Source organism: Chitinophaga sp. 30R24, assembly GCF_049056765.1.
GTDB lineage: Bacteria > Bacteroidota > Bacteroidia > Chitinophagales > Chitinophagaceae > Chitinophaga.
Genome location: NZ_JBJGXX010000006.1, coordinates 155,759 through 170,585 on the forward strand (window position 1 = coordinate 155,759; position 14,827 = coordinate 170,585).

Here is a 14,827-nt window from a genome sequence, read left to right on the forward strand (position 1 = left end):
TCATGGTATTTAAATATTTCGTATATACATTAGGGTTAATAGTATTGCTGTCAGTTACCGGTTGCAAGAAGTTTGTAGATATCAATACAGATCCGAATAACCCTACCACGGCCCAGTTATCGTTGTTGCTGCCTTCTACAGAGATATCGATGGCAGCTAATATGTACCAGCTCAACAGTGGTACGGCTACCTTTATGCAATACACGGTATTTTCATCCGGCCTTAGCCGCTTGCAGCAACAAGGCACCAGTTTTAACGATTCATGGGATGGATTTTATACTCAAACGCTCAACGACCTGGAAGCAGTGATTAGCGCCGGCAAGGCCCAGGAGCAATGGGGTTATGTGGCTGTTGCCCAACTGGAAAAGGCCTACCTGGTTAGCATTATGGTAGATATGTGGGGAGATATTCCCTATTATCAAACCCAGCAAGGGCAGGAAAATGTGAGCCCGGCCTTCGATAAAGGCGGTGATATTTATGAAGACTTGCTAAAACTGATTGATGTTGGCATTGCGAATGCAGGTAAAGTGACTGCCGCCACGTTAGTGCCGGCATCTTCCGACCTGATCTACAGCGGAAGCAAGAGTGCCTGGCTAATGATGGCCAATTCGCTGAAGTTAAAACTATATAACCAACTCCGGTTGGTAGATCCGGCCCGTTCTGCAACAGCGATCAAAGCTTTGTTACAGGATCCGGTAGGATTGATCGGCGGCAATAGTAATGCTAATGCCAACGACTTCACTTTCCGTTTCGGTCCGGGACAGAATCCCAATAACCGTCATCCCTGGCACCGTGCAGAGTACCAGGGCAGCAAAACGTTTTATATGAGCCAGTCGCTCATCGATCTATTATTTAACAATGATGATCCACGGCTGCGGTATTATATTTTCCGGCAGAATGCCACTGCAGGATTAAACAACTCTTCCAACAGCAATGGCTATTATGGCCGGAATCCTGGTGATGGCACTGCAGCCCCGGCCGATTTGAACCGGCGTTCCACCTTTGGCATTTATCCGGCAGGAGGGCTGTACGACAATGCACCAATCAATAACCTGCCTGCAGCTAACCAATTTCTAACCAATAACGGCGCTACCGGTGTCCTTAAAGTAGTAGGTCCCACAGACGGCACCGGTGCTGGTATCATGCCTTTTATCACAAATGCGATGATAAAATTTGCTCGTGCAGAGGCAGCGCTTACATTGAATACCGGTGATGATGCCCGGGCGGCATTCCGCGACGGCATTGTTGCCCACCTCAATAGCGTAAGCGCTTATGCCGCCGCCAATGGGGGCGTTTCCCTGCCGGTTTCCCTGATCAATGATTTTGCCGATAAACAGCTGGTAAAATTTGATGTGGCCAATGATGCCGGTAAACTGGAGCTGGTAATGACGCAGAAATACATTGCCCAATACGGCAACGGCATGGAGGCTTATACCGATTACCGGAGAACCGGGCTGCCTGTGCTGCGGGCGCCTTTGTCGCCCTTGAACACTTTCCCTCTCCGGCTTTATTATTCTGAAACAGAGCTCACTGCCAATACCAGTTTGGGAGATAACGCCAGTCGGATACAGGTTGCCCAGCAAACTACTCCGGTGTTCTGGGATAAATAAGTATAAAAATTGCAGGACTAAAATTATATTTATGAAGCACTTAATAATTGCCATACTGCTTATTTCAACGATAGCGTTATCCTGTAAAAAGGTAAAGTATGAATGGGAACATTATACCTATACGGCTGTACCGATCATAACGATAGATACCACCAAAACCGCCCTGCCTACCAGGCAGGCGGGCAAGGTAGCATTCTTTAATCTGAAAGATCCGGATGTGGCGGCGCAGGAATTTGCCTTTACCCTCAATTGGGAAGGCTTTGGGAAAGAAACGGTAAAGTCCATTGAAGTATATGCCAGCTACAACAAAGCGGAAGTCAGCGTACCCGCATATCCGTTAGTGATCTCTGCTCCGGGAAATCAATATCCCAATATTGCACAGTTCCCGTTGCCCAGTATTGTAGGCGTTAATGATCATTTGTATGAAACAGTTGCTACTTTTCCAAAAGCCTATTCCTTTACAGCAGCGGATTTAGCTAACATGAACCACGTCAACTTATCCGAGGTGGCGGTGAACGATTATTTCCTGTTTAAGTTTATCCTGAACCTGGGAGACGGGCGCAGGGTAGTGACTTTTTTCAATAACATCTGCGATGAAGCCAGGGGAGAACCTGGCGATTGTCGTGTAGGCGTGCGGTTTAAGAAACAGTAAAACTAATATACATACATGAAGCGAATCATACCATACCTGACGGCAGCTGCCGTTGCCCTGCAAATGGGCATGGCAGCCCAGGCACAGGATATCCCTTCTCCTAAAGCCCATTTTGGCTTTAATATGGGGGATGATTATAAACTGGCCAACTATACACAAACAGCCGCTTATTTTCAGCAACTCGCCGCTTCCCCGCGTGCAAAGTTAGTAGACATTGGCCTCACAGAAGAAGGCAGGCATCAGTATATGCTCATCGTTTCCTCTCCGGAGAATATCAAACAACTAGACCGCTATAGAACTATCGCTCAGCAACTGGCGCATGCAGAAGGGCTAACGGATCAGCAAGCCCGTAGCTTGGCTGCTGAAGGGAAATCGGTGGTATGGATTGATGGAGGCCTGCATGCAACTGAGGTAGTGGGCGCCCATCAGCTGATAGAAACGATGTGGCAGCTGGTAAGTCGTAATGACCCGGAAACTATGCGCATACTAGACAATGATATTATCCTGTTGGCGCATGCCAACCCCGACGGGCAGGAACTGGTGTCTGACTGGTATATGCGCGAGCCGGATACCCTGAAACGGGCGATGAATATACCACGGCTATACGAAAAATATGTAGGGCACGATAATAACCGGGACTTTTATATGATGAATATGAAGGAAAGTCAGAACATCAGCCGGCAATTGTTTGTGGAATGGATACCGCAGATTATGTACAACCACCACCAGCGCGGTCCCGCAGGTGCTGTACTGGCAGGGCCTCCCTACCGCGATCCCTTCAACTACGTGTTTGACCCGCTGATCGTGACTAGTATAGACGCGGTGGGCGCGGCCATGAATAACCGCCTCAACGTAGAAGGAAAGCCTGGCTTCACCCAACGTGCCGGTTCCCAGTTCTCTACCTGGTGGAACGGTGGCTTACGCACGGCGCCTTATTTTCATAATATGGTAGGCTTGTTAACTGAAATTATCGGAGGGCCTACGCCTGAATTGGTGCCTTTGGTACCAGAACGGCTTATTCCAAACGGGGCCACGCCTAACCCGGTAACGCCCCAGTGGTGGTACTTCCGGCAATCCATCGATTATTCGGTATCACTCAATTATGCGGTACTTGATTATGCTGCCAGGTACCGTAGCGACCTGTTGTATAATATTTACCGGATGGGCAGCAACGCTATTACCCGTGGCAGCAGGGATAACTGGACTTTCTATCCCCGTTATATCGATTCCATTAAAACAGTATATCAGCATAATAAAAAAACAGATAGTACTAAAACAGCAGAAGGCGGTGGCGAGTTTTCTTTTGGCAGGGAAGACACGATCCCGGCTAAATATTATGCTGCCGTACTGAATGCCCCCCAGCTGCGTGATGCCCGTGGGTATATTTTGCCAGCAGATCAACCTGATTTTCCTACGGCAGTGAAGTTTATTAATGCCCTGATCTACGCGGGAATACAGGTGCAGCGGGCTACTGCTGCATTTAGTATTGGAGGAAAGCAATATCCCGTGGGTTCTTATATCGTGAAAACAGCACAGGCGTTCCGTCCGCATGTAATGGACATGTTTGAGCCGCAAGATCATCCGAACGATTTCCAGTATGAAGGTGGTCCTCCTATCCGTCCTTACGATGCAGCCGGTTGGACATTGGCTTTCCAGATGGGCGTACAATTCGTTCGCTTGTTGAACGATTTCGACGGGCCTTTTGAAAAGCTCCCCTATGGCCAGTTACAGTCGCCCCCTCCCTATAAGGTGGCAGCAGCGAAATCGGGATATCTGATAGATGCCCGCATTAACAATGCCTTCATTGCCGTGAACGATCTGCTGAAAGCTGGTGTAAAGGTATTTCGTTTACCCGTAGGCGTGAAAGGTGCCGGCGCCTTCTATATACCTGCTTCTACTAAGGCAAAAAGTATATTAGATAAGGATGCAGCTGAATTGGGTGTACCCGTTAGCATGAGTGACCGGCGTCCTGCCGGACTAATCGCGTTACAGCCTATGCGTATCGCTATCTGGAACAACTATGGCGGGTCTATTCCTGCAGGGTGGATCAGTTGGTTGATGGAACAATACCATTTTCCCTATGAATTTATTTATACACAGGCTATCGATTCCGGAAAGCTGCGCAGTAAATATGATATGATCATCTTCGCTACCGGCGCTATCCCGGATACCGGTAAACCTAAATTAGCCCGTGGTGACAGCAGGCCTCCTAAGCCTGAAGAGTTACCCATGGCCTACCGTTCCTGGTTGGGTAAGATCACCGCAGATACTTCCATTCCTCAGCTGAAAGCTTTTCTGGCAGCGGGAGGTCAGATTGTTACTATCGGCACTAGCACCAACCTGGCCTATCATCTGCAGTTACCCGTACAAAATGCGTTGATGGAAAAGAATAAGCCGCTTAGTGGTAACAAGTATTATATTCCTGGCAGTTTGCTCCTGGCGGATATCGATACCACGTTGGCCGCTACTTTTGGAATGCCTGCGAGGAACGATGTTTATTTTGAGCGCAGCCCGGTATTTAAATTGGGAAATGGAGCAGATGCAGCCGGCATTAAAAAAATATTGTGGTTTTCTGATGAGAAGCCCCTGCACAGTGGTTGGGCCTGGGGACAACAATATCTTAAAGGAAGCATCGCCGCTTTTGTAGCGCCCGTGGGTAAAGGCCGGCTATATGCTTTCGGCCCGGAAATCACTTTCAGAGGGCAGTCACACAGTACTTTCAAATTACTGTTTAATCAATTGTATCAATCATTATAAGATATATCAGCGGTAAATAATTCAACCAAAATACTGTATGAAAAGAAAGCTATTGATCACTATCACAGCGATAGGCTGGTTTTGCACCACTACTGCATTGGCACAAACTATTCCTGCACCTAAAGAACATTTTGGGTTTAACATAGGAGATGATTACCAGTTAGCCAACTATACTCAAACAGCTGCCTACTTCAAAAAGTTAGCGGCTTCAGACCGGGTGAAGCTGGTAGATATTGGCCTTACGGAAGAAGGGCGGAACCAGTATATGCTGATCGTCTCTTCTCCGGAAAATATCCATCAATTGGAAAAATATAAAAAGATTTCCCAACAGTTGGCCAGAGCGGAAAGTTTGACTATCGATCAGGCCAAATCCCTGGCTGCGGAAGGAAAAGCCATCGTATGGATCGATGGCGGTTTGCATGCTTCGGAAGTAGTAGGTTCCCACCAGTTGATTGAAACCGCCTGGCAATTGGTGAGCAGAAAAGATCCGGAAACATTACGTATACTCAATAACGTAATTATTCTGATGACGCATGCTAATCCTGATGGACAAGAACTGGTGGCTAACTGGTACATGAGGGAAACTGATCCTTTGAAAAGGTCGATAGACAAATTACCCGTATTATACCAGAAATACATAGGCCATGATAATAACCGCGACTTCTATATCATGAATATGAAGGAGAGTATGAACATGGGCAAGCAACTATTCCTTGAATGGATGCCACAGATCATGTACAACCATCATCAGAGAGGGCCTGAAGGTTCAGTGCTGGCAGGTCCTCCCTACAGGGATCCTTTTAATTTTTTCTTTGATCCGCTGATGATTACTGGTATTGACGCCCTGGGTGCTGCGATGTACAACCGCTTGAATGCAGAAGATAAACCAGGATACACCCGTTTGAATGGTTCCAGTTTTTCTACCTGGTATAATGGCGGCTTACGTACCACTACCCAGTTCCATAATATGATTGGAATCCTAACTGAAATTATTGGTAATCCTACGCCGGAAAAAATACCGGTGGTGCCGCAGCGTCTTATTCCTAATGGAGCTACACCCAACCCGGTGAAGCCTCAGAACGAGTGGCATTTCCGGACTTCGATCGACTATTCCGTATCGTTGAATTACGCCGTGCTTGATTATGCAGCCCGTCAAAGGGATGAGGTATTGTTCAATATTTATAAGATGGGCAGGAACGCGATAGAAAGAGGAAACCAGGATTCCTGGACATTATCACCTAAGGGGGCGGAAGCCATTACCGCTGCTTACAAAAAAGACCAAGGCAATGCCGATAGTGAAGACAAGAAAGATGATGGTGATCCTTATGGTTGGATGACACGGGGCAACAATATCCCCATGAAATATTATGAGGCAGTATATAAAAACCCGGATACGCGTGATCCCCGTGGCTACGTGCTATCGGCGGATCAACCGGATTTTGCTACTGCCGTGAAATTTATCAATGCCTTAATTAAAGCAGGCATACAAGTTCAACAGGCGACTGCGGCTTTTTCTGTAGGGGGCAAACAGTATCCGGCAAGTTCTTATATCGTGAAAACAAATCAAGCTTTCCGTCCGCATGTATTGGATATGTTTGAGCCGCAAGATCATCCCAACGATTTCCAATATCCGGGCGGCCCGCCTGTTCGCCCTTATGATGCGGCCGGCTGGACATTAGCCTTTCAGATGGGTATCCAGTTTGATCGTGTGCTCGACGGTTTTGACGGGCCTTTTGAAAAATTGCCCTATGGCGAGTTGCAGCTGCCGCCTAAAGCAACTGTTACGGCTGGCAATGCCGGCTATTTACTGAGCCCCCGTGAAAATAACGCGTTCATTGCTGTGAACGACCTGATGAAAGCGGGCGTAAAAGTATACCGTTTGTCGCAACCTGTTCCCGGTAATGAGCAGGCAATAGTGGGTGCTTTCTATGTGCCGGCAAGCGCTAAAGCGAAACAAATTTTGGAACAATCGGCTGTCACATTGGGGTTAAAAGCTACGGGCATCCATAAACGCCCATTAGCTACAGTGAGTGTAATGCCTATGCGTATAGCCCTTTGGGATACTTACGGAGGATCTATGCCTTCCGGCTGGATGCGCTGGATCATGGAGCAATACCATTTCCCTTTTGAAGTCATTTATCCGCAGGATATAGATACTGGTCATCTCCGTAAAAAGTATGATGCAATTATATTCGCTACCCGTGCCATACCGGCTGTTGGAGGAGATAATAACCGTAATGGATATATGTTCAAAGACCCACAACCGGAAGAAATCCCGGCTAATTACCGGCATTACCTGGGCAAGATCACTAAAGAAAAATCCATTCCGGCAATTAAACAGTTCCTGGAGGAAGGTGGCACTGTGATCACCATTGGTTCGAGTACCAATCTGGCTTATCACCTGGGGTTACCTGTGCATAACGCGCTGGTGGAAACAGACAAGGCTGGCAAAGAAAAACCGTTGCCCGGCACCAAATACTTTGTGCCCGGCAGCATCCTGCAGGCTACCTTCGATAGTACCCACCCGGCTGCCTGGGGGCTTCCGTCATTAGTGGATGTTAACTTTGATAATAGTCCTGTATTTAAACTGGATGCAGACGCTATTGTAAAGGGGGTAAAACCTATTGCCTGGTTTACTACCGACAAGCCATTGCATAGCGGTTGGGCCTGGGGGCAGGCTTACCTGAAAGATGGTGTGGCCGCTTTTTCTGCACCAGTAGGAGCAGGTATGCTCTATGCTTTTGGTCCCGAGATCACCTTCCGTGGGCAGTCGCTTGGCACTTTCAAATTATTGTTTAATGATTTGTACGGAATGGTGGGTAAAGATGTGCAACTGATCAGGAAGAAAGATTGATGAATGGATAAACTGCAGATCATGAAAGCGGGTGTATCAGACTTTTGATACACCCGCTTTTATTCAGGTAAAATAAGGTAAACCGCTTTTGCTATTGTTCACAAAGTATCTGTTTGTTCCACAGGAATACTCCTATTTTAGCGGCGGTGGCAAGAGGGATTACTTTACTCCATTGTTGTAGTAAACCGCCAAAGGTTTGTGCCTGGTGGGCCATACGCAGCAACGGGAATATTTCTGCAGTTTCCAGGAACGCAATTTCCCTTTGGAGGTTAGGGTGGAGTATCGCTGTTTTTATCTCAAGAAGATCATCTACTACGCAAGGTACTTGTATATAAGTGAGTGCTGCAGATACCTGTACCTGTCCATGCCAGAGCCTTTCCAGCTCCTGTTGGATAGGGATGTTTTTTTCGGGAGGTGGTTGCCGCGGATGGGGCGTTTGTTGTAATGCCTTGTATAGCCGTTGGGCAAAGGGTAAAGCAGGTAGGGTGGGTGGTAGTACTACCTGTGAACGTTCCTGCCAGAAGGAATGGGCCGGGCCGGGCCATGCTTGTGCGTAATATTGGGAAGTCCATTGTGTATGGTTTACAATTGATTCCGTCATGCGCTCTTCATAGAATTGTTGGGCCATTTGCTCGCTGCCGTTTTTCAGAATGGTGTTGACGGCAATCGCGGCCTGCAAGGAAAAGCGCATAGCTTTTTCTACGCCGGTAGACGATAGTGGGTCGATAGCAAAAGCGGCTTCGCCTAATTGCAGCCGCCGGTGCAGCCAGGGTTGTTGATGGGCGTATGACAGTATTTTGCAACTCTGCAAGTAGGAGAGTGGACCTTGATGTACGGCCGGGTGGAATAACTGCGCTTTTTTCAGCATCTGGTGGTATACTTGGGCAAGTGGCTGTGCTTTGAGGTGCTGGGGGCTGGTAAAAGCAATAATGCGATAGCGGCCATCATGCATTGGGGAGCCCCATAGCCAGCCATTTTCAGTCGCTTCTACACAGGTAGCAGCCGGCATATTACGGGCATGGGTATACGCCCATATCCCTACCATTGGTGGCGCAGTGAGCAGACGTTGTTGATGATGCTGTCCGCGCCGTCCCCGGGCGTCGAGCAGAAAGGAGGCTGAAATGGAGAGTTGGCAGGCTGCCTGCCGGATATATACTTGCCAGGTATCGCCATCCCAATCGCTGCGTTCATACCGGGCCGGTTGAAATACGGTGAGCCCTTTGGTGATAGCCAGGTCGAGTAGGCCTTTGTCGAGTAAGCCACGATTTACCATGGCGTTGTTGCCGCGCATGTTCGCTGTTTGTATCAGCGGAGTGGTAGATTCCCAGATCACCTGGGCAGGTAATTGTTGCAGGCAGTGGTCTTCCTGCAGCAGTTGCGCGGCGCCCAGGTAGTCGAAAATATTATGGATGCCTGGAGAAAGGGATTCTCCTATTTGCGGCCGCGGAAAAAGTTCACTTTCCACCAGTGCCACACGGTAGCCCAGTGAGAGTAAGCGTAATGCGGCGCAGCTGCCTGCCGGGCCGGCTCCGATAATAACAACGTCGTAACTATGCATGTATGCAGTGATAAGATAATGGCAGTATAAAAGATTAACGGTACCAGTCTGGCGCCAGGCGGCTGATACGTTCATGCGCCTGCATGGTATAGTGTAGCCATCCACGTATGTAGTCGCAGGCAGTGCGGCCTTTTTCCAGTACTTCGTGATGGCATCCGCCACCGCATAAATACTTGGCCCAGCAGCTATTACAGGGTGTTTGTTGGTGTACATGCCTGTTTTGTAGCCAGTTGTTTTGTAATGTTGCGTTGGGGCCTTCATAGATATTGCCCATACTACCGGCAGCTTCGTTCACAAAACGGTGGCAGGCAAACAAGTCTCCGTCTGCTGAAACGCCCATGTAGCCGGCGCCGGCGCCGCAAGGGTAGGGGCGGTGCGTGCCTTTGGCTATTTCTTTCAGGGCGTTGATCATATTCAGGAAAGGAAAACGTTTGCCCTGCATTACATGTTGTTCAAAGAGCAGGCCGCAGGAAATCATGCCTTGCAGCATAACGGCCAGGTCGTCTGGGGTCATTTCATCTTTTCCATTGGAGGAACGTAATAACGGGGAAAACCCTACGCTATGAAAACCCATACGGATAAATTCCAGTAATGTTTCTTCCAGGTTATGCTGTGCAGGCGTTACCGTTACCCTGGCGGATACTTGCATCCGCCGTTGCGCTGCCAGCAAAGGCTGTATCTTTTCGATGATGCGTGCATAGGTGCCCGTGCCATCTTTCATGGGCCTTTGCTGATCGTGCTGTGCGCCGATGCCGTCCAGGCTGATGGTTACGGCAAAGCCGTATTCTTCGAAGAAGCTGGCGTCTTCCGGCTTTAGCAAAGTACCATTAGTGGTTACAGAAAAGTTCACCTGCACTTGTTTTTGAGCGCCGGTTGTTGCTGCATAAGCGGTGGCTTCCCGCAGGGCTTTCCGGTTGATCAGTGGCTCTCCGCCGAGGAAGGTAACCTGTACCTTGCTGCCGGCTTTGGCTTCTTTCAGCAGCAGATCGATCGATTGCTTAGCGGTGTCCAGATGCATATTTTTGGCGGGTCCGCCAAAGTCGCCCTGATCTGCATAGCAATAGGTGCAGCCCATGTTACATTTCTGTGCGATGGCCAGCGAGATGGCATACAGCCCAGGATCTTGCAGAGGGGTGTCATCTATCAGTGGCGTTGTATCTAGGCCCATGGCGGTTAATTCACGGGTGATCGCTGCTTCATCTTTTGCGGCAATCAGCGTTTCGAACCGTTGCCGGATAGCTGGGGAGATCCGGTGCAAGCGGCTGCCGTTACTTACTAATAACTGGTCTGTGCCGGTAGAAGGAATGATATGTACCTGCGTGGAGCCAGGCAAGGATTGTTGGGTGATCTGCGAGGTGAGTTGGGCTGCTATTACAGACAGCGGGTGTTGATGAACAGGTGAAGCTGTGGAGGACATCGAAATGGCTTTTAGCCACCAGCGGCTTGCCGCTGGTGGCTGATGATAAAAGTAGTAGTGAGCTGTTATTTAGTGGCTGGCCACTAAATACTACTTGCAATCTGGTTCAGGATCATCGCTGGTGAGTGCATCGCGTCCATTAACAATGAAGTTAAGCTCGCCTTCCCAGTTTTGGAACAAGTCATTGTAAGAGAACAGCCGTGTGTCCAGGCGGTTATCGGGTATGTATTTACCGGTACGTTTTTTGGCAAGCCACATATCTCCTTTACTGAGGCCATTTTCGCAAGGTTCTACGTTTACGTAGTCCGGACGGGTAGCAGCCCAATAATAGCAGGCACATTCCCGGTAATCGTTCTGCCAGGGGGCGCAAAGGCCTTGGGTAAGATCGCCGGGTGACAGCAAGTTTTGCGTGATCTGCGCTGAATTACCGATGAAGATCTGTTCTACGATGAAATTATAGGTGACAAAGTCTTCCGGATGATCCTTTATTTGCTCTGCCGTTACCAATACCGGTAATTTTGCTGGTGCGGCGGTAAATGTCAGGGAAGCGCTTTGCCCGCTTTTTAAGTTGAACAGGGCCAGCAGATTAGACCATTCCATGAATGCAGCGCCTTGCGGGTTATCTGCCGTAATGAGAGGAACGCTAGCGCCGCCGGGGAATACGGGGCCTTCTCCCATTACCATCGTAAAAGAGTTGGTAGTGCCTACTGTGATGGCTACAAGGCGGTGCCCCTTGAGCCCATGGCCCGACTTATCATCCAACACATAGTTATCGTTTTCGCTAAGGACAAGGCCTACGAAGAAATTGCGCCATATATTCCGGAAATCAGATTCCAGGCCAGGGAAGCAATTAGAGATGGCCGCTCTGGGCAATACTGAATAAGGGTTGCCATCTCCGCGGTAGTTGACCTGGGCTACCAGATCGTTTGCCGGGACCGAGGTGGGTTGTTGCTCAGCTTTTAGGGTATCGTTGATAATGGCTGCTTCAGCTGCCTTGATCACGGTATTGATCATACGCCGGGTGAGGGTAAGGGCGCGGCCATCGGCGCCACGCATCAGGCCGGGCATTTTACGTCTTTCTTCATTGGAAAGATCACCTATCTTATCCGGGTGGCGCAGGGCATCCGCAAACCAGGCTGCCATGCCGGTGCTCAGGCCATTGAACACTCTTTCGTGCAGGCTACGCAGTGCCAGGTTGTCTACAATAGAGCTGGCCATAATCGGCTCAAACAGGCGGCCAAAGTCGTTGGTATCCTGCCGGGCCATGGTGCTGGCAACGTTCCATCTGCCATTGATAGGGTTGCCGTTCATCACGGAGGTGTTCATGAGTGTAATAGACTCAAAAGCACGGCGTACAATTTCTTCTACTTCGGCAATGGGAACATCGTCATTTCTTTCTATGCCCAAGATAATTTGTTCCAGTTCGTCGGAGATAGCGCGGATGGGCAATACATCTGGTGCAAAAGCTGGAGGGCCGGCACAGATATGCGCCATCGCCACAAGGTCGCCAAGGTTTACCTGCACAATACCATCGCATTCATCATCGAGATAGCCCCAGCTGTATTGGTTGCCGTCGTCGTCGGAGTATCCGGCGAAAATTTGACCCGGCATAGTATAAGTCGGGTCGAAATCCGGTCCTTCAAAATATTTGGTCCAGGGGCCATCCGGTTTATAGAGTAGCTGGGCATCTGTTGTAATATTAGGATCTGGTGTGGGATCTTGGTCAGGTGCCTTCTTGCTGTTGAGGGAGGCGCCATACACTTTCCCGCCTGCCGGTGTGTAACGGAGACGTATCTCCGGATATTCGGCATTGGGCTTAATAAATTGCACTGAACCCAGGGGCAGCGGCTTTTTTTGGTTGTCTACAAAGTTAGGGCAGGTACCATTTACAGGCTTGGAAGCATAGTCTGCTCCGCTGATAGTAACGGTAGCCTGGATGCTGTCGTTGTTGTCGCCCGTTCTGCGCTGTATTTTATTGTTGCCCAGTTTGATCAGCCAAGTGATGTCTGACAGTTGAAAGCCAGCGCTTTGCAGCAAGGTGGTAGTGAGTGGTACCAGTTGATCAGGAGCATCGGAAGTAATGGCAAATACTTCCAGGAAGGGAGCTACCGGGCGGATTTTACCATTTGTATCCGAGGTGCTGGCGGCCTCTTTAAAGGTTATTTTGGAAGGAGTAGTGGCGGTTATGCCATCACTGGTAATAGTAAAAGTAGGTTTGGGTACAATGTTACGGAAGCCCAGGGGCTGATCGTCATTGATTTCCAGATCGTAGGCTTCCACTGGCGTAGTGGCGGAGCCCAACCTGGATATTGCAAAGGGAGGCAGTATACGGATTTCTTTTATTGTTGTTGCCATAATGATTGTTTTGAGTAGGTGTTAGCAAGCTTTTACCTGTAGCATTTCATTGATGATATCTGTTAATTGGGCATCAGCTTCCCGTAAGCCCTTAAGATATTGTTGGTTAGTTTCCTGCGGATCATTCAACATTTGCGTGATCAATGCAGTAGAGGCTTCTATTACATCGGCATGCGTGCGCCATCTGTTATGCTCACCTACAGGCAGTTGCAGGGTGTAAGGAATCAGAAAAGGAGCGCCTGCCGTTTTTTGGGAGCCATCGCCCAGTGGCAGTTGTACCAGTACACCGGCAATGCTGCGCAGGTTATACATCTCACCAAAAGTGGAATTAATGATCAATCCTCTTGGGGTAGTAGCGCCGGCGGTATTCAAACCTTCTTCTAATACAAAACTATGGTTCAGGAAATTCAGCAGCAGCCGGTAACGGAGATTGAACAGATGCGCCCAGTTAATAGTTCTTGGGTCTGTAATAGCGTCACGCTCATCATTCCCGGCTACTTGTCCTCCTGAAGGATCACTGTCGCCGTCTTCATCTCCTTCTTTTATATATGGATTAACAGCAACGTTGCGTGCGGGCGCCCATGCTGAGCCGGCCGTATTTATCATATCGGTCATATCCTGGTATATCAGGAGGAAGCGGGTAAAGTGGGAAGGGTTTTCTGTTCCCTGGGTGGTATCTTCTCCCTGCTCTGCAATGGACTCTAAGGCATTTTGTGCATCGTCGCGGCTGGCCAGCGGCATCACCAGTACATCTGGGGTACCGGTAGGACTGCCGTGCAGGGTGTTGCCCCTAGCGCCACCCTGATAGCCACGGCCCCATTCATCGAATTTGCCCTGGAAGGGATAGGTGTTTGCCTGAAACACTTCGTCGCCGATCCGGTCTGTATCCTGCACCAATTGTTTCAATACATCGAATAAAGCGCCTACCGTATGGGGGTTAGGTACCGAGCCTTCTACTTTTTGCTTAATTTCTTTTGCCCACCGGTCATCACTGTCGATCCACTCTTGTGGCGCTTCTGCATATACGTATTTAGCAAGGGAATCGAGCGTAAGTGGTTCCAGCTTAAAAGGGAAAGGATAGAAAGGTGTATCCCAGGGATAATCCTGCCGGTCGAAGTGCAAAGGTGCGCCAATTAATTTCAGGATGTTCTGTACAGAGATAAAGTGTCCCATTTCTTCTTTGGCAATACCTAAAATCGTTTCCTGCCAGGTTCTTACCCGTGTGCGGAAGTCGCCTGTTTCAGGTATCTGTGGCCCGCCAAGGCTATAGGCGGCATAGAGGTATTGCAGCATCAACCCATGCTCAATTTCTGCGTCGATATACAGCAGGAAAGTAAAATAGTCTTTTGCGTTAAATTCCGGAGGGATGGAGACTGGCTGTTCTGTTAATGCAGCTTCGCTTAGAAAGGTATGGACTCCTTCCTTTCCTCCAATGTTGATCTGTCGCCGGGTAGCTTCAAGCCGGCTAGTCAGTAGCCGGGCTCTTTTGAATACAGGACCAAGAAAGCGTTGGTAGTTGCTTTGCATAACTGTTGAGTGTTTTGGTTATATGAGTAAACGGAATAAAAAGACAACAGACAATCAAGGACATGAAGGGTTATTCATGGACACATTTTTATAGATT

General features: G+C 49.0%; 8 protein-coding genes. 4 read left to right on the forward strand and 4 right to left on the reverse strand.

All coding sequences use genetic code 11. The annotated features are described in order from the left end of the window. The first annotated feature begins 2 nt into the window (after positions 1 to 2). The 4 genes from ACDQ55_RS14915 to ACDQ55_RS14930 are packed head-to-tail and all read left to right on the forward strand — an operon-like array spanning position 3 to position 7,873. Positions 3 to 1,610, forward strand: a complete 1,608-nt coding sequence (locus ACDQ55_RS14915; RefSeq protein WP_420982205.1) for a SusD/RagB family nutrient-binding outer membrane lipoprotein — start codon at positions 3 to 5, stop codon at positions 1,608 to 1,610. A gap of 31 nt (positions 1,611 to 1,641) precedes the next feature. Next, on the forward strand, positions 1,642 to 2,262 hold the full coding sequence (locus ACDQ55_RS14920) for a hypothetical protein (protein WP_420982206.1): 621 nt from the start codon (positions 1,642 to 1,644) through the stop codon (positions 2,260 to 2,262). A gap of 15 nt (positions 2,263 to 2,277) precedes the next feature. After that, a complete protein-coding gene (locus ACDQ55_RS14925; RefSeq protein ID WP_420982207.1) occupies positions 2,278 to 5,019 on the forward strand; it encodes a M14 family metallopeptidase in 2,742 nt (913 codons plus the stop codon). Positions 5,020 to 5,056: 37 nt separating this feature from the next. Further along, positions 5,057 to 7,873, forward strand: a complete 2,817-nt coding sequence (locus tag ACDQ55_RS14930; RefSeq protein WP_420982208.1) for a M14 family metallopeptidase — start codon at positions 5,057 to 5,059, stop codon at positions 7,871 to 7,873. Positions 7,874 to 7,964: 91 nt separating this feature from the next. Here ACDQ55_RS14930 and ACDQ55_RS14935 read toward each other — a convergent pair whose 3' ends face one another. The 4 genes from ACDQ55_RS14935 to ACDQ55_RS14950 all read right to left on the reverse strand — a co-directional run bounded on the left by ACDQ55_RS14935 (position 7,965) and on the right by ACDQ55_RS14950 (position 14,730). Beyond that, complete coding sequence (locus tag ACDQ55_RS14935) at positions 7,965 to 9,506, reverse strand: NAD(P)/FAD-dependent oxidoreductase (protein WP_420982209.1); 1,542 nt, start codon at positions 9,504 to 9,506, stop codon at positions 7,965 to 7,967. Next, positions 9,466 to 10,848, reverse strand: coding sequence for a radical SAM protein (locus ACDQ55_RS14940; RefSeq protein ID WP_420982210.1), 1,383 nt, complete (start codon positions 10,846 to 10,848; stop codon positions 9,466 to 9,468). Before ACDQ55_RS14940 ends, ACDQ55_RS14935 begins: the two co-directional genes overlap by 41 nt. 90 nt (positions 10,849 to 10,938) lie before the next feature. Beyond that, complete coding sequence (locus ACDQ55_RS14945) at positions 10,939 to 13,203, reverse strand: hypothetical protein (protein ID WP_420982211.1); 2,265 nt, start codon at positions 13,201 to 13,203, stop codon at positions 10,939 to 10,941. Positions 13,204 to 13,224: 21 nt separating this feature from the next. Continuing rightward, positions 13,225 to 14,730, reverse strand: a complete 1,506-nt coding sequence (locus ACDQ55_RS14950) for a ferritin-like domain-containing protein (protein WP_420982212.1) — start codon at positions 14,728 to 14,730, stop codon at positions 13,225 to 13,227. Positions 14,731 to 14,827 lie beyond the last annotated feature (97 nt).